22 protein-coding genes are annotated in these 24,533 nt (G+C 71.3%); 11 read left to right on the forward strand and 11 right to left on the reverse strand.

The window, feature by feature from the left end:
• Positions 1 to 177 precede the first annotated feature (177 nt).
• The 3 genes from H537_RS46955 (at position 178) to H537_RS0133265 (ending at position 3,150) form a co-directional block, all read left to right on the forward strand.
• Positions 178 to 1,266: a LysR family transcriptional regulator gene (locus H537_RS46955; protein WP_051244038.1), complete on the forward strand. Its 1,089-nt coding sequence runs from the start codon at positions 178 to 180 to the stop codon at positions 1,264 to 1,266.
• Between the two features lie 187 nt (positions 1,267 to 1,453).
• Positions 1,454 to 2,416: a Bug family tripartite tricarboxylate transporter substrate binding protein gene (locus H537_RS0133260; protein WP_051244041.1), complete on the forward strand. Its 963-nt coding sequence runs from the start codon at positions 1,454 to 1,456 to the stop codon at positions 2,414 to 2,416.
• A 5-nt stretch (positions 2,417 to 2,421) separates the two neighbouring features.
• Positions 2,422 to 3,150, forward strand: coding sequence for a class II aldolase/adducin family protein (locus H537_RS0133265; protein ID WP_043461132.1), 729 nt, complete (start codon positions 2,422 to 2,424; stop codon positions 3,148 to 3,150).
• Here H537_RS0133265 and H537_RS0133270 read toward each other — a convergent pair.
• Together H537_RS0133270 and H537_RS0133275 are read right to left on the reverse strand one after the other, a co-directional pair.
• Positions 3,130 to 4,242, reverse strand: a complete 1,113-nt coding sequence (locus tag H537_RS0133270) for a 2OG-Fe(II) oxygenase (RefSeq protein ID WP_029001340.1) — start codon at positions 4,240 to 4,242, stop codon at positions 3,130 to 3,132. The two genes, H537_RS0133265 and H537_RS0133270, sit on opposite strands and share 21 nt — an antisense overlap.
• 260 nt (positions 4,243 to 4,502) lie before the next feature.
• Positions 4,503 to 4,964: a MarR family winged helix-turn-helix transcriptional regulator gene (locus H537_RS0133275; RefSeq protein ID WP_238446902.1), complete on the reverse strand. Its 462-nt coding sequence runs from the start codon at positions 4,962 to 4,964 to the stop codon at positions 4,503 to 4,505.
• 376 nt (positions 4,965 to 5,340) lie between these two features.
• On the opposite strand from H537_RS0133275, the gene H537_RS0133280 reads away from it, so the two are divergent.
• Positions 5,341 to 6,324 carry a Bug family tripartite tricarboxylate transporter substrate binding protein gene (locus H537_RS0133280; RefSeq protein WP_029001342.1) on the forward strand — a complete coding sequence of 328 codons (984 nt, stop codon included), beginning with the start codon at positions 5,341 to 5,343 and terminating at the stop codon, positions 6,322 to 6,324.
• A 60-nt stretch (positions 6,325 to 6,384) separates the two neighbouring features.
• On the opposite strand, the gene H537_RS0133285 is transcribed toward H537_RS0133280, so the two are convergent.
• A complete protein-coding gene (locus H537_RS0133285) occupies positions 6,385 to 7,296 on the reverse strand; it encodes a LysR family transcriptional regulator (RefSeq protein WP_029001343.1) in 912 nt (303 codons plus the stop codon).
• Between the two features lie 187 nt (positions 7,297 to 7,483).
• Between H537_RS0133285 and H537_RS0133290 the strand changes: the two genes are divergently transcribed.
• The 3 genes from H537_RS0133290 (at position 7,484) to H537_RS0133300 (ending at position 10,619) form a co-directional block, all read left to right on the forward strand.
• On the forward strand, positions 7,484 to 8,782 hold the full coding sequence (locus H537_RS0133290) for a gallate dioxygenase (RefSeq protein WP_029001344.1): 1,299 nt from the start codon (positions 7,484 to 7,486) through the stop codon (positions 8,780 to 8,782).
• 117 nt (positions 8,783 to 8,899) lie between these two features.
• Positions 8,900 to 9,754, forward strand: a complete 855-nt coding sequence (locus H537_RS0133295; protein ID WP_043461135.1) for a shikimate dehydrogenase family protein — start codon at positions 8,900 to 8,902, stop codon at positions 9,752 to 9,754.
• Between the two features lie 22 nt (positions 9,755 to 9,776).
• A complete protein-coding gene (locus H537_RS0133300; protein ID WP_029001346.1) occupies positions 9,777 to 10,619 on the forward strand; it encodes an amidohydrolase family protein in 843 nt (280 codons plus the stop codon).
• Between the two features lie 143 nt (positions 10,620 to 10,762).
• Here the strand turns inward: H537_RS0133300 and H537_RS0133310 are convergent, their stop codons facing one another.
• The gene (locus H537_RS0133310; protein WP_029001347.1) at positions 10,763 to 11,665 is read right to left on the reverse strand and encodes a LysR family transcriptional regulator; all 903 of its coding nucleotides are present in this window, start codon (positions 11,663 to 11,665) and stop codon (positions 10,763 to 10,765) included.
• Positions 11,666 to 11,803: 138 nt separating this feature from the next.
• On the opposite strand from H537_RS0133310, the gene H537_RS46960 reads away from it, so the two are divergent.
• Together H537_RS46960 and H537_RS0133320 are read left to right on the forward strand one after the other, a co-directional pair.
• On the forward strand, positions 11,804 to 13,129 hold the full coding sequence (locus tag H537_RS46960; protein WP_051244044.1) for an aromatic ring-hydroxylating dioxygenase subunit alpha: 1,326 nt from the start codon (positions 11,804 to 11,806) through the stop codon (positions 13,127 to 13,129).
• 24 nt (positions 13,130 to 13,153) lie between these two features.
• Positions 13,154 to 13,624, forward strand: a complete 471-nt coding sequence (locus H537_RS0133320; RefSeq protein WP_029001348.1) for an aromatic-ring-hydroxylating dioxygenase subunit beta — start codon at positions 13,154 to 13,156, stop codon at positions 13,622 to 13,624.
• Between the two features lie 9 nt (positions 13,625 to 13,633).
• Here H537_RS0133320 and H537_RS0133325 read toward each other — a convergent pair whose 3' ends face one another.
• The 3 genes from H537_RS0133325 to H537_RS0133335 form a co-directional block, all read right to left on the reverse strand.
• Positions 13,634 to 14,404 carry a sulfite exporter TauE/SafE family protein gene (locus tag H537_RS0133325; RefSeq protein ID WP_029001349.1) on the reverse strand — a complete coding sequence of 257 codons (771 nt, stop codon included), beginning with the start codon at positions 14,402 to 14,404 and terminating at the stop codon, positions 13,634 to 13,636.
• 28 nt (positions 14,405 to 14,432) lie between these two features.
• Entirely contained in the window at positions 14,433 to 15,425 is a 993-nt protein-coding gene (locus H537_RS0133330; protein ID WP_029001350.1) for a 4,5-dihydroxyphthalate decarboxylase, read from the reverse strand.
• A 143-nt stretch (positions 15,426 to 15,568) separates the two neighbouring features.
• A complete protein-coding gene (locus tag H537_RS0133335) occupies positions 15,569 to 16,045 on the reverse strand; it encodes an OsmC family protein (RefSeq protein ID WP_029001351.1) in 477 nt (158 codons plus the stop codon).
• A 335-nt stretch (positions 16,046 to 16,380) separates the two neighbouring features.
• On the opposite strand from H537_RS0133335, the gene H537_RS46965 reads away from it, so the two are divergent.
• A complete protein-coding gene (locus tag H537_RS46965) occupies positions 16,381 to 17,739 on the forward strand; it encodes a LysR family transcriptional regulator (protein WP_064736090.1) in 1,359 nt (452 codons plus the stop codon).
• A gap of 33 nt (positions 17,740 to 17,772) precedes the next feature.
• Here H537_RS46965 and H537_RS46970 read toward each other — a convergent pair whose 3' ends face one another.
• The gene (locus tag H537_RS46970) at positions 17,773 to 19,983 is read right to left on the reverse strand and encodes a hybrid sensor histidine kinase/response regulator (protein ID WP_051244047.1); all 2,211 of its coding nucleotides are present in this window, start codon (positions 19,981 to 19,983) and stop codon (positions 17,773 to 17,775) included.
• A gap of 124 nt (positions 19,984 to 20,107) precedes the next feature.
• Here H537_RS46970 and H537_RS0133350 point away from each other — a divergent pair, with 124 nt between their 5' ends.
• Complete coding sequence (locus H537_RS0133350) at positions 20,108 to 21,466, forward strand: class II 3-deoxy-7-phosphoheptulonate synthase (protein WP_029001352.1); 1,359 nt, start codon at positions 20,108 to 20,110, stop codon at positions 21,464 to 21,466.
• 80 nt (positions 21,467 to 21,546) lie between these two features.
• Here the strand turns inward: H537_RS0133350 and H537_RS0133355 are convergent, their stop codons facing one another.
• The 3 genes from H537_RS0133355 to malQ form a co-directional block, all read right to left on the reverse strand.
• A complete protein-coding gene (locus tag H537_RS0133355; protein ID WP_029001353.1) occupies positions 21,547 to 22,014 on the reverse strand; it encodes a hypothetical protein in 468 nt (155 codons plus the stop codon).
• A 194-nt stretch (positions 22,015 to 22,208) separates the two neighbouring features.
• Positions 22,209 to 22,679, reverse strand: a complete 471-nt coding sequence (locus tag H537_RS0133360; RefSeq protein ID WP_156902094.1) for a hypothetical protein — start codon at positions 22,677 to 22,679, stop codon at positions 22,209 to 22,211.
• A 297-nt stretch (positions 22,680 to 22,976) separates the two neighbouring features.
• A complete protein-coding gene (gene malQ / locus H537_RS0133365; RefSeq protein ID WP_029001355.1) occupies positions 22,977 to 24,497 on the reverse strand; it encodes a 4-alpha-glucanotransferase in 1,521 nt (506 codons plus the stop codon).
• Between the last annotated feature and the right edge of the window lie 36 nt (positions 24,498 to 24,533).

The following is a 24,533-nucleotide window of genomic DNA, read 5'->3' on the forward strand; positions in this document are numbered from 1 at the left end:
TTTCCGGCCGTGGCGGCAACACGGTGGTCGCCGCCCTGGGCCGCCGTGGCGGACTGGGGCGCCAACAGCGCCTCCCGGCTGCGCCTGCCGCCATCCTGACCCAGCCGTCAGGGAACCGACCGACTCCCTTGCTACCCTTGGCGCCAGTGACAAGCACCGAGGGTGGCCAGGGGGTCCATGGGAGTGCAGATCAAGCTGCAGCAGTGGCGCTATTTCGTGGCGGTGGCCGAGACGCTGAACTTCAGGCTGGCAGCCCAGCAGCTGTTCATCACGCAGCCGCCGCTGACGCGCCAGATCCAGGCGCTGGAAGCGGCCCTGGGCTTGACGCTGTTCGAGCGCAACCGCCAGGGCGTGCGCCTGACGGACGCCGGCCAGACGGTGCTGGAGCAGGCGCGTTCCCTGCTGCAGGCAGCCCAGGCCCTGCAGACCCTGGAAGCGTTGCCGCGGCCGGTGTCCGACGCCGGCGCCGCGGCCGGCCCGCCGCGGCTGCGCCTGGGTCTGACCAGCGTCGTGGACGCAGGCGGCCTGGCAGACCTGCAGGCTGCTTTCCAGAAGCGCTGGCCCGGCTGCGAAGTGCAAATGGTGCGCGACCGCTCCACCAGCCTGGTGCGTCGGGTGTCCCGGGGCGAGCTGGAGGCGGCACTGATCGGCTTGCCCGCCCGCACCGAGGGGCTTGAGCTGACGCCCCTGTGGGCGGACCCGCTGATGGCGTGCCTTCCGGCCACGCATCCCCTGGCACGCCAGCGCACGGTGGCGCTGACGGCCTTGCAGGACCGGCCGCTGTTCTGGTTCAAGCGCTCGCTCAACCCCAGCTTCTACGACTATTGCGAGCAGGTCTTCAACCGCCTGGGCTACCAGCCTCCCCGCCTGCCCGAGCCGGCGGAGCACCACGTGCTGCTGGCCCAGGTCGCCGCGGGCCAGGGCGTGGCGCTGGTTCCACGGTCCATGCGCGCGCTGCGCCGCCAGGGCGTGGTCTACCGGGTCCTGCGCGATGCCGGCGGCCTCAGCGTGCAGATCGGCCTGGTATGGCGCGCACGCAAGGCCGGGCCGCCTGCCGAGGCCGCGGCGGGTCCGGGGCTGCCGGACATGGCGGCGCTGGCGCAGTGCGCGCGCGAAGCCATGGGGGGCCGCTCCCCAGGCGCAGAGACCGGCACCCCGCAGACGGCTTCCGCGACCGGCCGCCTCGACGGCCCGGGACAAAGCCGGCCACCGGTGGCAAACGGCCCGGACCGCAATCACCGGACGCGGCCCGGACGCGAGACGTAGCCATGCGCATCCAGGGATGGCCGTCCTTTTCGGAAACGGGCCCGGCACCCGGGTCCCATCCGCCCACTCCCTCCCGGCCGTGGTGCCGCGACGCCGGCAAGCCCCAGGGTAAGCCACCGTGCGCAGACCGTGCCGGAAGGATTATTCTTAGCAAGCTATGTTTTTTGACGATCGTGGAGAAAACTCGATGAAGAGCATGAAGGCCTGCGCTGCGCTGCTGCTGGCAGCGAGCGCGACCGTGGCGGTGGCACAGGGCGACTGGCCCGCCAAGCCGGTGACGGTGGTGGTGCCCTCCTCGCCCGGCGGCGGTACCGACACCTACGGCCGGCTGCTGGCGCAGGCGCTGACGGAGCAGCTCAAGCAGAGCTTCGTGGTGGACAACAAGCCCGGCGCCAGCGGCGCCATCGGCGCGACCTACGTCGCCAAGGCGCCGCCCGACGGCTACACGCTGCTGGTGGCCTCGAACTCGTCGCTGGGCATCAACCCCGCGCTGTACAAGAGCCTGACCTACGACGTGTTCCGCGACTTCGCGCCGGTGACGCGCGGCGTGATCGCGCCCATGGTGATCGTCGCCAACCCGAGTGCCAACGTGAAGACGCTGCGCGAGCTGGTGGAGCGCGGCAAGCGCGAGCCCGGCACGCTGTTTTACGGCACGGCCGGCGTGGGCAGCCCGCTGTACATCGGCGTGCGCATGATCGAGGCGTCCACCGGCGCGCAGTTCAACCATGTCCCGTACAAGGGCGTGGGCCCGGCCTACCAGGACCTGCTGGGCGGCCGCGTGCAGTTCATGCTGACCGACCTCGCCAGCGTGCGGCAGTACGTGGACGCGGGCAAGGTGCAGGCGCTGGCCATTACCGACAAGAGCAAGCTGCTGCCCAGCGTGCCCACGCTGGCCGAGGCCGGCGTGCCGGGCATCAAGGCGTTCACCGCCTTCTCGGTGATGGTGCCGGCCAAGACGCCGCCGGCGCTGGTCAAGCGCATCGCCGGCGAGATCCAGAAGGCGATGAAGGACCCGGCCCTGGTGCAGAAGCTGGAGCAGCAGGCGCTGCTCCCCGTGGCGGACACGCCCGAGCAGTTCGCCGCCTCGCTCAAGGAGGAGCAGCAGAACTGGGGCGCCTTCATCAAGGCCCAGAACATCCAGCCGGAGTGAGCCGCATGAGCCTCAGTGCCCATCCCGATCTCGTCGCCGACCTGGTCGATGCCAACCACATCCTGTTCCACCAGGGCATCGTGGATGCCTTCGGCCACGTCAGCGTGCGCCACGACCAGGATCCCGGCCGCTTCCTGCTGGCGCGCAACATGGCGCCGGCGCAGGTGAGCGCGGCCGACATCGTGGAGTACGCGGTGGACAGCGGCGAGGCGCTGGACCCCGCCGCACCGCGCCCGTACCTGGAGCGTTTCATCCACAGCGAGATCTACAAGGCGCGCCCGGACGTGATGGCGGTGGTGCACAACCACTCGCCGGCCGTGCTGCCTTTCGGCATCGTCAAGGGCGCGCGGCTGCGCCCGGCCTGCCACATGTGCGGCTTCCTGGGCGAGGGGCCGCCGGTGTTCGAGATCCGCGACCACGCCGGCGCCGCCACCGACCTGCTCATCCGCAACCGCGAGCTCGGCACCGCGCTGGCACGCTCGCTGGGCCAGGAGCGCGTGGTGCTCATGCGAGGCCACGGCTGCACGGTGGTGGCGCAATCGCTGCGGCTGGCGGTGTACCGCGCGGTCTACACCGAGGTAAACGCCAAGCTGCTGCTGCAGGCACTGCCGCTGGGCGAGGTGCAGTACCTCACGCCGGAAGAAGCTGCGGCCGGGCACACCACCGAAGGCCAGGTGGACCGGCCCTGGAACCTCTGGAAGCAATTGGCGCGCTCAGGCCTGGGCGGCTCCTGAGTTCTCCAGCATGTCGCCAGGCGTGACGAGGAAGCCCTGGTTCTGCTCGCGGATCGTTGCCGCTGCATCGTCATAGAGGAAGGGCAGGTAGGTGTAGCGCCGGCCCCGGGTCACCGGCATGGCTGCATGGAGCAGCGAGCAGGAGAAGACGACCGCTCCGCCCGCGGGCGGGCTGTAGGTCTGGTGGCCGAACTCGGGGAAGTGCAGTTGCCCGCCCTCGAACTCGCCACTGTTGAGCACGACCGACACCGCGAAGCGCCGGTGCGCCGTACCCTTGGTGGTGTTGTCGCGGTGCGCGCGAAAGTGTCCGCCCGACTCGCCGTCATAGCAGGCCACGATATGGCGCTCGATGCGGCTGGCATGGAACTGGAACGCCTTGTGCACCTCGGGGACCACCCGATGGTGGATGCGCGACATGCAGATCGTGCGCAGCGCTTCGTCGGCGATGTGCTTGTCGCTGCGGCGCTTGTGGCCGTAGTCGTGCATGCCCACGGTCTTGCCGCCGACTTCACGCATGAAGCCGGACTCCTGGGCGCCTCCTTCGTCGTAGTAGTCGATCAGCCGGCGGCACAACTGCGGCTCGAACACCCTGGGGATGATCAGCACCGGCGCCGGGACTTGGGCGGCGAGCCCGGTTCCCAGGCGCGGCGCCGAAGAGAGCGTCTGCAGCACGGTGGCGACATGCGCCCGGGCATCGTCGCCAAAGGGAACCACGGCGTAGACGCGCAAGCGCTCGTCGAGGATGAAGGAAGCCCGGACGTAGTGGTGCCCATCCGTGCGGCCGTAGAGCCGGCTGACGTTGAGGTCATGGTCCCAGAAATGGCGGATGCCGGGCAGGCTTTGCTGCACCCGACGGCCTGCCTCGTCTTCCGGGTCGACGCTCACGCCGAAGAAGCACGCCTGCACGTCGTCGAAGGCCCGGCGCTCGTGCAGGAACCCGTCCAGAACGGCCCGGCTGAGCACATCCCTGGCCGTGGCGAAGAAGCACAGCACCACGTACCGGCCCGCCACGGTGTCGAAGTGGTAACGCTCGTTGGATGTGCACCGAGATACGAACCACGGCGCCGGCTCGCCCACAAGGGGCATGCGCATGCTGCGGTTTGCTGCTGGTTCGTTGCCCGACATCTCGATTCACTCCCGTGCATGTATTGGATGCCGGATTTTCGAGTGCGGCCGCGAACCGGGGCGGCCCGCCATCCGTGCCGCCGGCCACGGGTGTGCAGTGCGCCACGGTTGCGGACCAGGTTGTGTTTGACAAGGGTCTGACGGGTTCCTTGTTCCCTCGGAGCACGAGCCCTTTTGGGACCCTGTCAGACACGACCTGGGCGCCGCCACGCGCTCACCGCCTCGCCCTACTCGCCCAGCGCCGCGTCCCGCGCCAGGTTGTCCAGCATCGTCAGCAGCGCGCGGCGCACTGCCGCCACGTCATCCTGCTGCAGGCCCTGCAGCGCCATGGCGTTGACCTCCTCGGCCAGCGGCACCAGCGCCTTCTTGAGCTTGCGCCCCTTGGGCGTGAGGAAGACGTAGACGTTCTTGCGGTTGTCGGCCCGCTGCTCCAGCGAGACGTAGCCCAGCGACTCCATGGCGCGCAGCGCGATGAAGGTGGTGGGCTCGGCCACGCCGGCCTCGATGCTGAGCTCGCGCTTGGTCAGGCCGTCGCGCTCCCACAGGATGCGCAAATACACCCAGTGGCCCATCTGGACCTCGTGCCGCGCCAGGCGCACGCGTAGCGAGCGGTCGAAGGCGCGCATCGTGTCCTTGATCAGGTGCGCCATGCGGTCGTTGGGCACAGCCTCGTGCCAGTGGCGCAGCACGTGGCGGGCGATCTCTTTTTCACGGTCCTCGGCGGCTTTGGAAGCAGGCACGGCAGCGGGTGAAGTGGTGGGATGCATGGATTTTCGCAGCGGCGCCAGCAAGGGCCTGCACCACGTGATGTCCCGAGGCCGGCACTGCTGGATGAGCGCTCAACGCGGCTGCCGCCGGGCATGCGGTGAAAACCTCATGTTTACCCCTATTCCGAGCGGTTATCGCGCCTTGTGTTTTGTCATCTTACCGACCCGGCGCCGCCTCCCTAGAGTCGCGGCCTCGTGACGCAGATCAACCCACCAGCGACCCTGCCGTGCTGGCGCTGAAGCACTGACGCGCCAGGGCCCGCACCGGCCCTGCGTCACCCTCTTTCGGAGACGCCCCATGAAGACGACCCTTCCCCTGCTGGCCGGCACCGCGCTGGCCACGCTGTCCCTGTTCGGCGCCGGTGCAGCGCATGCGCAGGAGTTCCCGACCAAGCCCGTGCGCATCCTCACGCCCTTCCCGGCCGGCGCCGGTCCCGAGGCGGTGCTGCGCCTGGTGGCCGAGAGGCTGCAGAAGAAGTGGGGCAAGCCGGTGATCATCGAGAACAAGCCCGGCGCCAACGGCTTCATCGCCATCGACGCCTTCAAGCGCGGCGCCACCGACGGCCACGACCTGATCCAGCTCGACAACGTGCACCTGGCCGCCTACCCGCACCTCTTCAAGAAGCTGCCCTACGACGCGGCCAGGGACTTCGACGTCGCCGCGCCGCTGTTCCGCAACTACTTCTTCGTCGGCGTGGGCGCCAACAGCAAGTACAAGGCGGTGGGCGACATCGTGGCCGACGCGAAGGCGCGCCCGACGGCGCTGAACTACGGCTCCTGGTCGGTGGGCAACCCGGTGCACCTGGGGTCGGCGCTGCTGGAGTCGATGACCAACACCCAGATGCAGCACGTGGTCTACAAGGAGACCTCGCAGCTCTACGCCGCGGTGGCCTCGGGCGAACTGGACTGGTCGCTGGGCTCGCTGGCCACGGCCGGCCCGCTGCAGCGCGCGGGCAAGATCAAGTTCATCGCCGTCACGGCGCCGAGGCGCCTGGCCGCCTTTCCTGACGTGCCCACGGTGGCCGAGTCCGGCGGCCCGGCCGGCTACGAGGTCACGGGCTGGACCGCGATCGCCGCGCCCAAGGGCCTGCCCAAGCCCGTGGCCGACAAGATCCAGAAGGATGTCAACGAGGCGCTGGCCGACCCGGAGATCAAGCAGCGCTACGCCACCTTCGGCTACGAGCCCTTCCCCGCCACGCGCGAGCAGTTCAGCGCCTTCGTCGCGTCCGAGTCGGCCAAGTACGCCGACGTGATCAAGCGCGCGAAGGTGGCGCTGGACTGACGCTGCAGGCCATCTTGCCGGGGCCGGCGGAACGGATGCTTTCTGCCGGCCCTGGCGGCCTCAACCCATCACCTCCAGCCCGCCGAAGTGATGCGCCGCGCGGCTCAGGTGCGCGATGAAGTGCCGCACCGCCGGCACCAGCGCGCTCTCGGGCCGCGTCATGGCCGCCATCTCGGCCAGCAGCGGGCCTTCCTGCACCGGCACCAGCCGCATGTAGGCCGCGGCCGTCGGGTGCACGGCGATCTGCCGCGGCATCAGGCCCACGAAGTCGCCGCCCGAGATCAGCGCCACCAGGCCCAGCGTTGAGTTCACAACCGCACTGGCCTTGGGCACGGGCAGGCCGTTCTCGGCGAACAGGTGCTTCGCGTAGCCCGCGTCGGCCGAGGTGCCCGTGAAGACCCAGCGCGCATCCGCCAGCTCGGCCAGCGACGTCGCCTTGGCGTGCTGCGAGTACTTGCCCGCCACCACCACCATCTGGATCGGCATCAGCGGCTCGATCACCAGCTCGCCCGCGGGCAGCCCCACCGGCACCGGGCCCACGCACACGTCCACTTCCCCCGCGCGCAGCCGCGTGAGCTGCGCCATGTACAGCTCCTCGTCGATGCGCAGCCGGATGCCGGGATAGCTGGCGCTGAAGGTGCGCAGCGCCTCGGGCACCAGCAGCATCAGCGCCAGCGGCACCGCCGCGACGTGCAGGCTGCCCACCATCTCGCCGCTGAGCTGGCGGATCTGGTCCACTGCCGCGGCCAGCTCGCGCTCCACGGTCTTGGCCCGCTCCACCAGCACGCGGCCCTGCGCCGTCGTGGCCACGCCGGTGTTGGAGCGCAGCAGCAGCGGCGCGCCCAGCTCCAGCTCCAGCTCGCGGATGGCCTTGGTCAGCGCGGGCTGCGACACGCCCAGCTTGCGCGCCGCGTTGCGCAGGCTGCCCGTCTCCACGGCCGCCAGCAACGCGCGCAGTGACTGCAGCTTCATGTTTCCCCCTATTCCTGCTGGTTATCGCGCCTTGCCAATTGTCATCTTACGAAGCTGCCCTCGCGTCCCTAGAGTCGCGGCTTCGCGACGCAGGCCCGGCACCGAGCCCGCCCCGGCGCGTGGCCGGCAGCCAGCACAGCGCCCGCCCGCGCGGCCGGCGCCTCAAGGATTCAAAGAGGAGATTCCCATGGCAACCATCATTGGCGGCATCGCCGCATCGCACACGCCCACCATCGGCTTCGCCTTCGACCGCGACAAGCGCGACGACCCGGCGTGGCAGCCGGTGTTCGAGGCCTTCGACCCGGTGCGCCAGTGGATCAAGGACCAGCGCCCCGACGTGCTGCTGCTGACCTACAACGACCACATCACCTCGTTCTTCTTCGACCACTACTCGGCCTTTGCGCTGGGCATCGGCCAGGAGTGGCACGTGGCCGACGAGGGCGGCGGTGCACGCGACCTGCCGCCCATCGGCGGGCATCCGCAGTTCGCGGCGCACATCGCGCAGTCGCTGGTGTCCGAGGAGTTCGACCTCTCCTGCTTCCAGGGCAAGCCGCTGGACCACGGCTGCTTCTCGCCGCTGTCCATGCTGTGCGAGCACAAGCCCGACTGGCCCGCCAAGCTGGTGCCGCTGCAGATGGGCGTGCTGCAGTTCCCCATCCCGACGGCCCGCCGCTTCTACAAGCTCGGCCAGGCCCTGCGCCGCGCCATCGAGAGCTACCCCGAGGACCTGCGTGTGGCGGTGGTCGCCACCGGCGGCCTGTCGCACCAGGTGCACGGCGAGCGCGCGGGCTTCAACAACGTGGAGTGGGACCACCGCTTCCTGGACCTGTTCGAGAACGACCCCGAGCAGCTGGCCGACATGACGCACGCCGAGTACGCGGCGCTGGGCGGCATGGAAGGCGCGGAGGTGATCATGTGGCTGACCATGCGCGGTGCGCTGGGCGCGAAGGTGCAGTGCAAGCACCGCAGCTACTACCTGCCCTCGATGACGGGCATCGCCACCGCCATCTTCGAGTGCTCGGCCGGCCCGCTGCCCGAAGCCGTGCTGGCGCGCCACCGCGAAGCCATGGGCAAGCAGCTCAAGGGCGCAGAGGCACTGCAGGGCACCTACCCGTTCACGATCGAGCGCAGCGTCAAGGGCTACCGCCTGAACCGCTTCCTGCACGACCTCATCCTCCCGGCACAGCGCGCGCACTTCCTGCAGGACCCCGAAGGCGCGTTCGCCGACGCGGCGCTGAGCGACGAGGAGCGCGACATGGTGCGCCGCCGCGACTGGCGTGCGCTGATCCGCTACGGCGCCTCCTTCTTCGTGCTGGAGAAGCTGGGCGCGGTGGTGGGCGTGTCGAACCTGCACATCTACGCCGCCATGCGCGGCGAGACGCTGGAGCAGTTCCAAGCCACGCGCAACGCGCCGGGCGCGCTGTACTCGGTGGCGGGCAAGGACGCCGGCGCGCTGAACTGGGACAAGCAGGCCGAGAAGGCCTGAGCCCCGCCGTCCCGGCGGGTGGGCCGCTCACGCGGGCGTGAAGCGGATGCCGGGACGGCGCTGGCGCGCCATGTGCCATCGTCGTGCAGGACCCACCCGACACAGGAGACACCCGCCATGCCCGCGATCACCGGAACCACCCGCGTCTTCTACATCCTTGGCGACCCGGTGGCGCAGGCGCGCACCCCCGAGGTCTACAACCCGCTGTTCCAGCGCCACGGCATCGACGCCGTGGTCGTGCCGCTGAAGCTGCCGGCCGCGGCGCTGCCGGGTTTCCTGCAGCACGGCATGGCGGCGGAGAACGTCCGCGGCTTCTGGGCCACCATCCCGCACAAGTCCGCGCTGGCGGCGCTGCTCAAGCCCGAGGACCCTGTGGCCGCCGTCGCCGGCGCGGTCAACGCGGTGCGGCGCTGCGAGAACGGCCGCCTGGAGGCCGCGCTCTTCGACGGCATCGGCTTCGTCAAAGGGCTGGACCACTTCGGCATCGCCGTCCGCAACCGGCGCGTGCTGGTGGTGGGCGCCGGCGGCGGCGCGCACGCGGTGGCGGCCGCCCTGGCGCAGCGCGCGCCGGCGCGGCTGGCGGTGTTCAACCGTTCGGCCGAGCGCGCCCGGAGCCTGGTGCAGCGGCTGCAAACCCTGACGGGCACGGCCGCCGAGGTGGCCGGCAGCGCCGACCCGGCGGGCTTCGACCTGGTCGTCAACTGCACGCCACTGGGCCTGCAGCCCGACGACCCGCTGCCTTTCGATCCCGCGCGCGTGGACGCGGGCGCCGCGGTGGTGGACATCATCATGAGCCGCGAGCCCACGCCGCTGCTGCGCGCCTGCCGGGCCCGCGGCCTGCAGGCCGAGCCCGGCTACGAGATGCTGGTGCAGCAGGTGCCGGAGTTCCTGCGCTTCTTCGGATTCGAGGACGTGGCCCAGGCGCTGCAGGGCGACCTCAGCGAGCTGCGTGCGCTGCTTCAGCCCAAGTGACCGCCCCACGGAACGCTCTGCCATGAGCATCTTCGACGAAGCCAAGGTCGACACCCACTGCCACGTGTTCGACCCGGCCCGCTTCCCCTACGCGCCCGACGTGGCCTACCGGCCCGCCGGGCAGGAGCTGGGGCCGGTGGCGCAGTACCGGCAGGTGATGGACGCCTACGGCATCCGCCACGCGCTGCTGGTCGGTCCGAACTCGGGCTACAACCTCGACAACCGTTGCCTGCTCGACGCCATCGAGCATGGCGGCGGGCGCTTCAAGGGCATCGCCGTCGTGCCGCTGGACATCAGCCGCGATGACCTGGCGGTGCTGCGCTCGCGCGGCATCGTCGGCGTGGCCCTCAACGCCGCGATGCTGGGCACGGCGTACTGCCTGCAGGCCGGGCCGCTGCTGCGCCTGCTGGCCGAGCTGGACATGCTGCTGTCACTGCAGGTGGAGCACGACCAGCTTGTGGAGCTGCGCCCGCTGCTGGCGGCCCACGGCAGCGTGCGCGTGCTCATCGACCACTGCGGTCGCCCGGCCGCCGGCGGCGGCATCGCGCAGCCCGGCTTCCAGGCACTGCTGGAGCTGGCACGCAGCGGCTGCGTGGCCGTGAAGCTCTCGGGCCAACAGAAGTTCTCCGCGCTGCCGCCGCCTTTCGAGGACACCTTGCCCTTCGTGAAGGCGCTGATCGGCGCCTTCACGCTCGACGCCTGCTTCTGGGCCAGCGACTGGCCCTTCCTGCGCGCGCCGCACCGGCTGGACATGGGCCCGCTGCTGCGCCAGGTCGAACGCCTGCTGCCCGACGCCGCGGACCGCCGCAAGCTGCTGTGGGACACGCCGCGGCGCTGGCTGGGCTTCGAGGGCAACGGCGCCTGACCGGCTTGCTGCAGCTGCCGCATCCGGCCTTCGCCGGCGGCGGCATCCTGGAGAGCGCAGCCTCCCGCCTGAAAGTTGTGCAAGCGACGCTGCGCCTCCTGCAGGCATGACATGGCTCTCTCGGCGGCTATCGCCAACCGACCTCAGCCCCCGAACAGCTCCAGCACGAGGTTTCGCAGCCACACGTTGGCCGGGTCCTTGTGCACGCGGGCGTGCCAGAACAGGTTGATCGGCACGCCCGGCACCTCCACCGGCGACGCCACCCAGCTCAGGCCGAAAGGCCCGGCGATGCGCTGCGCCAGCGGCTCCGGCACGGTGGCCAGCAGCTCCGTGGTCTGCACGATGTGGCCCACGGCCGTGAAGTGCGGCACCGTCAGCCGCACCCGGCGCTGCACGCCGGCGCGCTGCATCACCTCGTCCACCTGGCCGTGCCCCGTGCCCTGGGCCACCACCACCACGTGCTCGGCATCGCGGAACTCCTGCAGCGTGACGTGCCCCTTGTCCAGCGGGTGGCCTTGGCGCATCAGGCACACGTAGCGCGTGTGCAGCAGGCGGCGCTGGAAGAAGCCGGCCTTGAGCTGGGGCAGCAGCCCGATGGCCAGGTCCACCTTGGCCGCCTCCATCTCGTCCTTCAGGTTCACCGACGCGTTGCGCACGGTGCTGATGGACACGTTCGGCGCCGTGCGCACCAGCGCCTCGACCAGCCGAGGCAGGAACCAGATCTCGCCGATGTCGCTCATGCCCACCGTGAAGCCGCGCCGCGCCGTGGCCGGGTCGAAGCCGCCGCGCTGGTTGAGCGCGCCACGGATCAGCTCCAGCGCGGGCGTCAGCGACGCCGCCAGCTGCTCGGCATAGGGCGTGGGCGCCATGCCCTGCGGCGTGCGCGTGAACAGGTCGTCGCCCAGCAGCTTGCGCAGCCGCGCCAGCGCGTTGCTCACCGCCGGCTGCGTCAGCCCCAGGTTCTCCGCCACCTTCGACACCCGCTTCTCCGCCAGCAGCTGCCTGAAGACGACCAGCAGGTTCAGATCGATCTCTTCCAGCTCCACGCGGCTTTCCCCATCAATTGAAGTGATGGAGTCTATTCAGCCAAATCCATTGGCTGAATGTCATGAAACGCGGACGATGCGGTGCACCGCGCCGCCGTCCGCCCGGCAGGACGGCGTGACCATTCAAAGGAGACCAGCATGAGCCAGCCCGCATCCGCCGTTTTCCCCGTGGAGCCGAACTGGGAGCTCGGTGGCACGAGCCGCATTCCCTTCCTGAGCTACACCAGCGAGGAGCTCTACAAGCGCGAGCTGGAGCGCTTCTTTTACAAGGGCCACTGGTGCTACGTCGGCCTGGAGGCCGAGGTGCCCAACCGCGGCGACTTCAAGCGCACGGTGGTGGGCGAGCGCTCGGTGATCATGACCCGCGACGCCGACGGCCAGATCCATGTGGTGGAGAACGTGTGCGCGCACCGCGGCATGCGCTTCTGCCGCGAGCGCCACGGCAACAAGAAGGGCTTCACCTGCCCCTACCACCAGTGGAGCTACACGCTCAAGGGCGAGCTGCTGGGCGTGCCCTTCAAGCGCGGCGTGCGGCAGGCCGACGGCAGCTTCCAGGGCGGCATGCCGGCGGACTTCAAGCCGGCGGAGCACGGCCTCACGCGGCTGAAGGTCGCCACGCGCGGCGGGGTGGTGTTCGCCAGCTTCGACCACGGCGTCGAGCCGCTGGAGGACTACCTGGGCCCCGTCATCACGCGCTGGTTCGACCGGCTCTTCAACGGCCGCAAGCTCACGCTGCTGGGCTACAACCGCCAGCGCATCCCGGGCAACTGGAAGCTGATGCAGGAGAACATCAAGGACCCCTACCACCCGGGCCTGCTGCACACATGGTTCGTCACCTTCGGGCTCTGGCGCGCAGACAACCAGTCCGAGCTGGTGATGGACGCGAAGCACCGCCACGCGGCCATGATCTCCACCCGTGGCACCGGCGGCGAGGCCGGCCAGGTGACCAGCGTCTCCAGCTTCAAGCAGAGCATGCAGCTCAACGACCCGAGCTTCCTGGACATCGTGCCCGAGCCCTGGTGGGGCGGCCCGACGGCGGTGATGACCACCCTCTTCCCCAGCGTGATCCTGCAGCAGCAGGTCAACAGCGTCTCCACGCGCCACATCCAGCCCAACGGCCACGGCAGCTTCGACTTCGTGTGGACGCACTTCGGCTTCGAGGACGACACCGAGGAGATGACGCAGCGCCGCCTGCGCCAGGCCAACCTGTTCGGCCCGGCCGGCTTCGTCTCGGCCGACGACGGCGAGGTGATCGAGTTCTCGCAGCAGGCCTTCGAGAGCAAACCCTTCCACCGCGCGCTGGCCGAGCTGGGCGGGCGCGGCGTGGACGAGCACACGCCGCACATGGTCACGGAGACGCTGATCCGTGGCATGTACCGCTACTGGCGCGAGGTGATGGAGGCGCCCGACGCGCCGGCCGCCCCGTGTGCGGGCGCCGGCGACTGCGGCCACGGCGCGGCCTGACAGAACAACACAGGAGACGAACGGATGGACTTCCAGACCTACCACGAGCTCACGCAGCTCTACGCCGACTACGCCTCGGCGGTGGACTCCGGAAACTGGGACCTGTGGCCCGAGTTCTTCACCGACGACTGCTGCTACCGGCTGCAGCCGCGCGAGAACCACGAGCGGGGCTTTCCGCTGGCCACGCTGAGCTTCACCAGCAAGGGCATGCTGCGCGACCGCGTCTACGGCATCCGCGAGACGCTGTTCCACGACCCGTACTACCAGCGCCACGTGGTGGGCGTGCCGGTGGTCCGCAAGGACGAGGGCGAGCGCTTCGAGTGCGAGGCCAACTACGCGGTGTTCCGCACCAAGCTCTCGGAGCTGTCCACGGTGTTCAACGTCGGCCGCTACCTCGACACCGTGGTGCGCACGCCGGCCGGGCTGAAGTTCGCCTCGCGGCTGGTGGTCTACGACAGCGAGATGATCCCCAACTCCATCATCTATCCGCTCTGAGGCGCACCGCTACTTCAGCGCCAGCACCAGCGCCACGAAGGCCAGGAAGCCCAGCAGCACGCGGCGGAACCAGGTTTCGCCCAGGCGTCCGCGCAGCCGCTGGCCCAGCGCCAGGCCGGCCGCCATGGGCAGCAGCGCCAGCGTGGAGAGCCCCAGGTCCTGCACGCCCAGGCGCCCGTGCGCGGCCATGGCGGCGTACAGCGGCAGCGCGCTGCTGAGGTAGATGACGCTGATGCTGCCGATGAACACCTCGCGCGGCAGCCGCAGCGACACCAGGTAGCTGACGATCAGCGGCCCCGACAGCGAGGACACGCCGCCCATCGCGCCCGACAGCGCGCCCACGCCCGCGCTCCACCAGCGCTCGTGCCGTGGCGCCACCTTCAGCTGCAGCGGCAGGCTCAGCAGCACCAGCGCGAACAGCACCACCGCCGCCAGCACCTGGTTCAGCGCCTGCGGCGACAGCGCCAGCGTCATGGGCACCGTCAGCAGCGTGCCCACGAGCAGCGTGGCGATCAGCGGCAGGAAGCGCCGCACGCTGGCCCAGGACACGCCGGTGTCGAACACCTGCCAGGCGTTGGACACCAGCACCGGCATGGCCATCAGCGCGATGGCCTGCGGCGCCGGGATGAACAGCGATAGCAGCGGCACCGCCACCAGCGGCATGCCGATGCCCAGCGTGCCCTTCACCAGGCTGCCCAGCAGCACCACCGCGGCGCACGCGGCCACCACGCCTGGCGCCATGGCCAGGGCGGAAGCGCCGAGCAGGGTCGCCAGGCTCATTGGCAAGCAGTGCGCAGGGTGCGGGGCTTCAGATGCTGAAGCTTTCGTAGGTGGCGGGGTGGAACATCTCTTCCACCGCCACTTGCCGCGAGGACAGGCCTTGCGCGTGGTGGTGCCGCGCGAAGGTCTCCAGCGTGGCACGGTTGCCCGCCACGCCGTAGGACCAGAAGTCCTCGCCCAGCGTTTCGCGCGCGGCCTTGAGCTGCTCCTCGACGAAGGGCAACGTCACCTTGGTGGCGGAGGTGTCGGACAGCAGCTCCAGCGCCGCATCCTTGGACTGGCTGAAGGCCTTGAACACGGCCGCCGGCAGCCACGGGTGCTGTGCCGCCAGGCCGTTGCGGATGGCGACGACGTGCATGATTGGGAACACGCCCGTGCGGCGGTAGTAGTCCTTGGCCGCCGCGGTGGGGTCGTCGAACAGCCAGCCGATGTTCGGGTTGCGCCGCAGGATGTGCGCGCTGGGCGGGCGCGGGGCGATGAAGGCGTCGATCTCGCCGCTGTCCAGCAGCTCGGAGATGGTGCGGCCTTCGGGCGCATCCTCCAGCCGCACGTCGGGCGGCAGCTGCAGCTTGATCTTCTCCGGGCGCCCCGCCATGTCGATGCCGCCGCGCACCCAGGTCACGTCCTCGGGCCGCACGCCGAAGTCGTCCTGCAGGATCGAGCGGGCCCACACGATCGCCGTGAGCTGGTACTCGGGCACGCCCACGCGGCAGCCCTTGAGGTCTTCCGGGCGCTGGATGCGGTCCTTGCGCACGTAGATGGAGGTGTGGCGGAAGGCGCGCGAGAGGAACACCGGCACCGCGATGTACGGGCACTCGCCGCGGCTGTGCTTGACCAGGTAGCTGGAGAGCGACAGCTCGGTGATGTCGAAGTCCTGGCTGCGCATGGCGCGAAAGAAGGTCTCCTCCGGGCTGAGCGTCATGTAGACCGGGTCCACGCCGTCGATGAGCACGCGGCCGTCGATCAGCGCGCGGGTGCGGTCGTAGTCGCCCATGGCGACCGAGAGTTGGAGCTTGGACATGCGGCTTTGGTCTGAAGGGGTACGGTGTCCGCCTGCAGGCGGTATTTGCTTAGTGCTCTAAGTTTGCTGCAAGTCTAATGCAAGCAGGCGCGCCTTGCAGGCCTGTTGCTGGAGCCGGCGCGCAGTGGCGGACCCGGCGTGGCTCAGCGCGCGGGCTGGAGCACCGGCTCGCAGCGCACCTCGGTCAGCACCGAGTTGGCGATGAAGCACTCCTCGTGCGCCTCGTGGTGCAGGGCCTGGAATTCCTCGGAGCTGGGCAGCCGCTCGCCGGAGAAGCTCACTTGCGGCCGCAGCGTGACGGTGGAGACGAACAGCTTGCCGCGCGCGTTCTTCGCCATCACGCCCTCGGCGCGGTCGCTGTAGTGGTCCACGCGGAAGCCGCGCCCTGCGGCGAGGGAGAGAAACCACAGCATGTGGCAGCTCGACAGCGAGGCCACGAAGCCTTCTTCCGGATCGACCGCGGCCGGGTCGGACAGCGGCACCCGCACCACGTGCGGCGAGGACGAGCCCGGCAGCACCGCGCCGCCGTCGAACTCGATGAGGTGGCGGCGGCTGTAGCGGTTGTCCAGGAAGTCCTGATCGCCGCGGCTCCAGTGGACGTGGGCGGTGTAGATGTGCATGGCTCCTCTTTCCGTGGTCTCAATGCGCGGGCGCTGCCGGGCCTACCATGCCGGCCATCTTGGCCGGCGCCCGGCGTCCCGGATTCTGGCCGAGCCCCGCGCCGGGCCCTCCACACCGGCTCGCTGCGCGGCGGCGCGACATTTGCCGCCCCTTCAAAGCCCTCTCTTCGAAGTCTTTACGCCCCTCATGCCCTTGCCTGCCGCCCGGCCTTGCGCCGGCACGAATCCAGGAGCCGCCGCTCGTCGCGCGCCGCACTGCTGCCAGGGCCCGGCCAGGCCGGGCCTGGCGCCAATCACCGGAACCCCGCATCCCGGCCCCGGGCCGGCTCGCCGCCATGGAGCACTCCATCGGTACTGAGCCGGCCCCGGCGCCCGAGGCCTGGGGCGCCGGCGCCGACCACACCGGCCTGCCGCCGCTGGCCGAGCGGCTCAAGGCGCTGCGCGTGCTGCAGGCCGTGGTGCGCCACGGCAGCGCGGTGCGCGCAGCCGAGGCGATTCACCTGTCACAGCCGGCGGTGACGCGCGCGGTGCTGGAGCTGGAGCGCGCCTGCCAGACACCGCTGTTCGTGCGCGCCGCGCGCGGCATGGTGCCCACGCCGGCGGGCACGCGCGTGGCGCAGCGCGCGGGCACGGTGTTCCTGATGCTGGCCTACGGCGCCTCCGAAGCCCTGACGGCCGCCCCAGGCGAGGCGCAGCGGCCCGTGCAGCCCGAGCGCTTCGCCGCCGCCGTGTCCATCGGCAGCCTCAGGGCGCTGGCGGCGGTGGCGACGCAGGGCAGCGAGGCCCGCGCGGCACAGGCGCTGGGCGTGACACAGCCGGCGGTGCACACCGCGCTGCAGGCGCTGGAGCACCTGCTGGGGCTGCGGCTGTTCTACAAGTCGGCGCAGGGCACGCGGCTCACGCCCTCGGGCCAGGCGCTGCTGCGGCGGGTGAAGCTGGCGTTCTCGGAGATCCGCGCCATCGAGGGCGACATCGCCGCCTGGCGCGGCGAAATCCGCGGCCGCGTGGTGGTGGGCGTGCTGCCGCTGTCGGTGCCGCTGTTCCTGCCGCGCGCGGTGGAGGCGCTGCTGCAGGCGCATCCCAGCGTGGAGGTGCAGGTGGTGGACGGTACCTACGACAGCCTGCTGCAGCAGCTGCTGAGCGCCGACATCGACGTCATCGCCGGCGCGCTGCGCGCCGAGGCATCGCCGGCCGAGGTGCGGCAGCACTGCCTGTTCGAGGACGACCTGGCCGTGGTGGCGCAGCGCGGCCACCCTTGCCTGGCGCTGCCAGCGCCCACGCTGCGCGACCTGCTGCGCTGGGACTGGGTCATCCCGCTGCCCGGCTCGCCGGCCGCGGCGGCGCTGGCGCGGGTGTTCCGCGAGCAGGGCCTGCCGCCGCCGCGCGGCCGGCTGCAGGCCGGCAGCCCGACGCTGACGCAGGCCTTCACGCAGCAGACCGGCCGCCTGGCGCTGGCCTCGCGCGGACAGGCGCTGGCCGAGCGCGAAGGCCCGCTGTGCCTGGTGCCGGTGGCGCTGCCGGGCACCCGCCGGCGCATCGGCACGGTGGTGCGCGCCCTGAGCGAGCCCGCGCCGGAGCTGCAGCGCTTCCTGCAGGCCTGCGCGGCGGCGGTGCCGGCGTTCCTGCGCGGCGACGGGAGGACCGAGGAAACGGACGCCTCCGTGCCGGCCGGCGGGAGCCGGCAGGACTCCTAGACGGCCGGCCCCTTCAGGACACCGAGGCCCGCCTTACCCGGCATCCGCCGCGCCCAGCGCCGCCGGCTGCAGCGTCCGCAGCAGCGCCTGCAGCTGCGCGGGGTCCACGGGCTTCACCAGGTGCTCGTCGAAGCCGGCTTGCGCGGTCTGCGCCCGGTCCTTCTCCTGGCCCCAGCCGGTGATGGCAATGAGCGTCACCGCCGCGCCGCCGGGGCGGCGGCGGATCTCGCGCGCCACCTCCAGGCCACTCATGTCCGGCAGGCCCAGGTCCAGCAGCAGCACCCGGGGCTGGAGCTGGTCGAAGGCCCGCAGCGCGGCGGCACCGTCGTGCACGGCGCTGGCCGCGAAGCCGCCGCTGCGCAGCAGCATCGCCAGGCTGTCGGCGGCGTCCTGGTTGTCGTCCACGATCAGCACCGTCGGCATGCGTGGGAACAGGCTCACGACCTTGGCGTCCGGCAGCGGCTGCGCCTCTGCCGCGCCCGCCGCCAGCGGCAGCCGCACCGTGAAGCGGCTGCCCCGCTCCACCCCCTCGCTGAACACGCCGATGCGCCCGCCGTGCAGCTCCACCAGCTGCCGCACCACCGCCAGCCCGATGCCCAGCCCACCGCTGCCCTGCCCCGTGCGCTGCACCTGCGTGAACAGCTCGAAGACCTGCGCCTGGTCCGCCGCCGCGATGCCGATGCCGTTGTCGCTCACGCTCACCACCGCCTCGGCGCCCTCCTCGTCCAGGCGCACCGTGATCTCGCCACCCGGCCGCGTGTACTTGGCCGCGTTGTCCAGCAGGTTGCCCAGCACCTGCTGCAGCCGCGTGGCGTCGCCGTCCACCCACACCGGTTGCGGCGGCAGCGAGACCACCAGCCGGTGCCGCAGCGCCGCGCAGGCGGGGCGGGTGTTGTCCACGGCCTGCTCGATGACACCGCGCAGGTCCAGCCGCTCGCGCTGCAGCTCGATGGCGTTGCGCGTGATGCGGCTCATGTCCAGCAGGTCGTCCAGCAGCCGCGCCATGTGCGCGGCCTGGCGGCCGATGATGGAGCGCGCCTGCTCGCGCACGGCCGGCGCCACGTCCTCGCCCAGCATCGCCACGGCGTAGCGGATGGGCGCCATGGGGTTGCGCAGCTCGTGCGCCAGCGTGGCCAGGAAGGCGTCCTTGCGCTGGCTCTCGCGGCGCAGCTGCGCCTGCGCCTCGGCCAGTGCCGTCACGTCCACCGAGGCGCCGATGACGCGCGTGACGCGGCCCTCGGCGTCCCGGCCGGCCGCGCGCACCGAGCACAGCAGGTGGTAGGGCTGGTCCCTGAAGCGCCCATCGACCTGGAACTGCACCGGCTCGCCGTCGGCGTACACGCGCTCCAGCGCCCGCTTGTGCTCCTCGTTGGGAATGGTCTCGCCGATGCGCCGCCCCACCACGTCGGCTGGCTGCAAGCCGAAGCGGGTGTTGTAGATCCAGGTGTAGCGCCGCTCGGCGTCGCATTCCCAGGCCGTGACCTTGCCGCTGTCCAGCGCGAGGTGGAAACGCTCCTCGGCCGCCTGGCTGGCCTGCAGTGCGAGCTGCCGGTCTGTCACGTCGGCCGTGACGCCGGAGACGCGCACCGCGCGGCCGAGCGCGTCGCAGTGCACGTGGCCATGGGTCTCGACCCAGCGCAGCTCGCCGGTGTCGGCGCGGTGCATGCGGCCGAGGAAGGTGTAGTGCCGCCCCTGGCGCAGCGCGTCGTCCACGAGGGCGCGCACGCGCTGCACATCCTCCGGATGGGCCAGCGGCCAGGCCTCGTCCACGTGCGCCCAGGTCTTGCCGAAGACGGCCTCGGCGCCGCCGGAGAAGCTCATGGCACCAGTGCGCACGTCCCAGTCCCAGGCGGCCATGCGCCCGGCGCTCAGGGCCATGTTGAGCCGCTCGTGCGTCGTCTGCGCCTGCTGCAGCAGCCAGCGCGACCAGGCCGACACGCCCACCGCCAAGCCGCCTGCCAGCAGGAACAGGCCAAGGATGAGCAGCTCCGCCGGCCGGGTCGGCGGCCAGGGCTCGCCGGCCGGTGCGATCCAGAAGGCGCTCAGCGTCAGCGCAGCCGCCCCCAGCACGGCAAGGCCAGGCCCCGCGCCGGCCAGGTAGCCCGTCAGCACCAGCACGGGGAAATAGGGCAGCAACGGGGCACGGCCTTCGAGCAGCGGCTGCAGGAAGACGTTGAGGGCCGAGGCCGTGGCATACGCAAGCAGCGCCAGCAGCCAGCGCTTCCATGGCGTTTCGATGATCACGCGGTGCTCCCCGGCTGAGTCGTTCGCGGGCCGCGCTACGCTGCACTTCCCGTGCAGCGCCCGGCCCCTGGACCGGAGCATGCCTTGCCGGCACCGCCATCGGACAGTTTTGGAGAACTCCGCCATGACCACTGCCTGGTCCCCCGCCAGCTGGCGCCAGCGCCCGGCGCGCCAGCTGCCGGCTTATCCCGACGCCGCGGCGCTGGAAGTGGCCGAGCGCCAGCTCGCCGGCAGCCCGCCGCTGATCTTCGCCGGCGAGATCGCCGCGCTGCGCCAGCGCTTGGCCGCCGTGGCGCGCGGCGACGCCTTCCTGCTGCAGGGCGGCGACTGCGCCGAGAGCTTCGACGAGCTCAGCGAGGCCACGGTGCGCGACACCTTCCGCGTCATCCTGCAGATGGCCGTGGTGCTGACCTACGCCGCCAAGTGCCCGGTGGTGAAGGTCGGGCGCATCGCCGGGCAGTTCGCCAAGCCGCGCTCCTCCGACACCGAGACCCGCGACGGCCTGGCGCTGCCCTCATACCGCGGCGACATCATCAACGCCCCCGCCTTCGCAGAGGACGCACGCCGCCCCGACCCGCGGCGGCTGCTGGCGGCCTACGGGCACTCGGCGACCACGCTCAACCTGCTGCGCGCCCTCTCCCACGGCGGCTTCGCCGACCTGCACCAGGTGCACCGCTGGACCGCCGATTTCGTCAAGGCCAGCCCGCAGGGCGAGCGCTTCGAGGAACTGGCCGACCGCATCACCGACTCGCTGGCCTTCATGGAGGCCTGCGGCTTCGACGCCGCGCTCACGCCGCAGCTGCGCGAGGTGGAGTTCCACACCTCGCACGAGGCGCTGCACCTGCACTACGAGCAGGCGCTCGTGCGCCGCGGCGAGAACGGGCGCTGGTACGGCGGCTCCGCGCACATGCTGTGGCTGGGCGAGCGCACGCGCGACCCGGGCGGCGCGCACGTGGAGTTCCTGCGTGGGCTGGACAACGCGCTGGGCGTGAAGCTGGGCCCGACGGCGCAGCCGGACGACGTGCTGCGGCTGCTCGACGTGCTGGACCCCGACAACGAGCCCGGGCGCATGGTGCTCATCACCCGCATGGGCGCGGGCGCGGCGGCCGAGAGGCTGCCGCCGCTGCTGCGCGCCGTGCGCGACGCAGGCCGCGCCGTGGTGTGGTGCTGCGACCCGATGCACGGCAACACCGTCACCGCCTCCAACGGCTTCAAGACGCGCGACTTCACGCGCATCCTGCAGGAGGTGCGCGAGTTCTTCGCGGTGCACGCGCAGGAAGGGACGCACGCCGGGGGCGTGCATTTCGAGATGACGGGGCAGGACGTCACCGAGTGCCGCGGCGGTGCGCAGGCGCTCACCGACGAGGGGCTGGCAGCGCGCTACCTCACCTCCTGCGACCCGCGGCTCAACGGCTCGCAGAGCCTGGAGCTGGCCTTCCTGATCGCGCAGATGCTGCGCGCGCGGCGGGCGCCGCCGGCCTGATCCCGTTGCGGGGAAGAAGCGCTGCGTTCGCCCTGGCGCATCGGCGGCCGGGGCGAACGCAGCGCTTCAGGGCCTCCGGGTCAACGCACCCCGGCCGCCGCCACCGGGGCGAGCGCCACCGGATAGGCCAGCTCCACGCGGGCGTTGCGGTCGAGCACGTCGGCGTAGTCGTAGCGCACGTTCACTGCCAGCGTCCCGGTGCGCGGACCGTTTTCCTGCAGCGCCAGCTTGTAGCTGCAGCTCGCCGCCGACGGCAGCGGCTCGTCCGAGCAGCCGTCGTGCACCATCCGGAAGTGGAAGGGCAGCAGCATCGGCTGGAGGTTGGTGGCGGTCTCCACGCCCTCGTTGCGCAGCGTGAGGACGATCTGCCCGGGATTCTGGCCGCCGCTCTCCGTGTCGACCACCAGCGACAGGGCCTGGCCCGTACCGCGGGGCTCCTGGGCCTTCACCGCGGTATCGGCGCTGCCGCCGATACCTGCGCCCGCACAGGCTGCGAGCACGGCGCCCAGGCAGCAACCGAAGGCAATGGTGTGGAACAGACGCTGCATGAATTCCCTCCACAGGTATGAAGACCCACGCATACCAGTGAGCCGGTCCGCCGCGGCGGCCTGTCACCGGGGGTGCTTCAAGACTCCATGGTCTCCGTCTTTCGACTGTTGCGCCAGGGACATGTCAAGGGGTTGAAATAGGACTTTTGTCACGGCAGGCGCGGGACGGAAACCTCATGTGCAGCACGGCGGCCTCACCGGGACAGCGAGGCCACCACCGAGGACGCCTTGGGATAGACGAGGCTGCCGCCGGCGCTGCGGTTGGGCAGGTCGGCGTAGTCGTAGCCCACGGCCAGCGCCATGGTGGCGCCGTTGGGCAGGTCGCCTTCCAGGGCGACCGTGTAGGTGCAGCGGGACGCCGCGGGCAGCGGTTGGCCCGTGCAGCCGTCGCGCACCATGCGCACGCGCGTGGGCAGCGCCAGCTCCTGGAGGCGCGTGGCGGTCTCAGCGCCGTTGTTGCGCAGCGTCAGCGTGACGACGCTGGTGCTGCCGTTGCCCGGCTCCGGGGTGCTGGCGTGCAGGGACAGCCCGGGACCGGTGCCCCGCAGCATGCCGCTGGTGGTGCTGCTGCCAGCGGGGCTGGAGGCGGCTCCCATGCCGGTGCAGGCCTGGAGCAGCGCCATCAGGCAGGCGCCGAGGGTGATGGGGACAACGACGTTTCGCATGGGCATCCCTCCGCTGTCTTGGCATCCGGGCATCGCCGTCGGTGCCCGCCGCGCCCGCTTGGCGGCATGCGCCTCGGCCGGGCTGGCGCCATGGTCGGGGGCGGGTGCCGCCGGCACCAGGGAGGGTTCTCATGACGCCAGGGAGCGGTTTGTACCGGCCGGGCGGGAAAGGCGTCCTGGGCGGCCGTTCGCGCCCGTGGCCGCGGCCGGCTCGGCCCCTGCAAGGGATCGCCAGCGCCCGTAGGAAGCCAGCGGCGGCGGCGCGGGAGGCGCCGCCGCGGTGGAGGCCGTGCGCGCTCAGCGCTGCGACAAACGCCCGTACAGCTGCGCCATGCGCCGCAGCCGCGCGGCGGTGTCGGACGGCACCAGCAGCCAGTCGAAGCGCCAGGCCCAGTTGCCCTCGGCCGTGCCGGGACGGTTCATGCGGTGCTCGGTGGGCAGGCCCAGCGCGTCCTGCATCGGGAACAGCGCCAGGTCCGCGACGCTGGCCATGGCGGCGCGGATCAGGTCCCAGTGGATGGCGCGGCCGTCGGTGGCGAGGTATTCGCGCAGGTGGTGGCGCGGTTCGTCGCCGATGCTGGCCCACCAGCCCGGCGTGGTGTCGTTGTCGTGCGTCCCGGTGTAGACCACCGAGTCGGCGCTGTGCGCATGCGGCAGGAAGCGCGGCTCGCCGCCCGCCGCCGGCTCGCCCCAGGCGAACTGCAGCACGCGCATGCCCGGAAAGCCCAGCTGCCGCCGCAGCGCCTCCACGTCGGGCGTGATCACGCCCAAGTCCTCGGCGATCACGGGCAGCTCGCCCAGCGCGCGCGCCGCCGCCTCGAACAGCGCCGCCCCCGGGCCGGGACGCCAACGGCCCTTGAGCGCAGTCGGCTCATCGGCCGGGATCTCCCAGTAGCCGGCGAAGCCGCGGAAATGATCGATGCGCACGATGTCCACCAGCTCCAGCGTGCGGCGCAACCGCTCGGTCCACCAGGCGTAGCCGGTTTCCGCGTGCGCGCTCCAGCGGTAGAGCGGGTTGCCCCAGCGCTGGCCATCGGCGCTAAAGAAGTCCGGCGGCACGCCGGCCACCACGCTGGGGCGGCCCTGGGCGTCGAGCTCGAACAGCTCGGGATGCGTCCAAACGTCAGCGCTGTGCAGCGCGATGAAGATGGGCATGTCGCCCACGAGGCGCACGCCGCGCTCGCGCGCGTAGCGGTGCAGCTGCTCCCACTGGCGGCGGAAGCACCACTGCGCGAACTCCCAGAAAGCGATGCGCTCGCGCAGCGACTCGCGCGCCGCGCGCAGCGCTGCCTCCTCGCGCCAGGCCAGCGCGGCGGGCCAGCCGGTCCAGTCGCTGTCCGGGTGTGCCTCGGCCAGCGCCATGAACAGCGCGTAGTCCGGCAGCCAGTCGGCCTGCGCGGCGCGGAAGGCCGCCAGTTGCTCGCGCTCGGTGGGCGTAGCGTGCTCGGCGAAGCGCTGCGCCGCGCTCGCCAGCCGCGCCATGCGCCAGGGGATGACGCGCTCGTAATCCACGCGCCGGGCCTGGAAGTCCGCCGGCGCGGCGAGCTCCTCGGGCTCCAGCCAGCCGCGGCGCTGCAGCTCGTGCAGGTCGATGAGCAGCACGTTGCCGGCGAAGGCCGAGCTGCTCATGTAGGGCGAGTGGCCCAGCCCCACGTTGCCCAGGGGCAGCATCTGCCACAGCGTCTGCGCGCCGGCGGCCAGCCAGTCCACGAAGTGGTAGGCGCCGGCGCCGAAGTCACCCGAGCCGTGCGGGCCGGGCAGCGAGGTGGGATGCAGCACGACTCCGCTGCCGCGGGGGAAGCGTTGGGCGAGGGACATGGGAGCTTGTTGTTGGAGTTCGTTCGAGCCGGGCAA

Source organism: Azohydromonas australica DSM 1124, from assembly GCF_000430725.1.
GTDB lineage: Bacteria > Pseudomonadota > Gammaproteobacteria > Burkholderiales > Burkholderiaceae_C > Azohydromonas > Azohydromonas australica.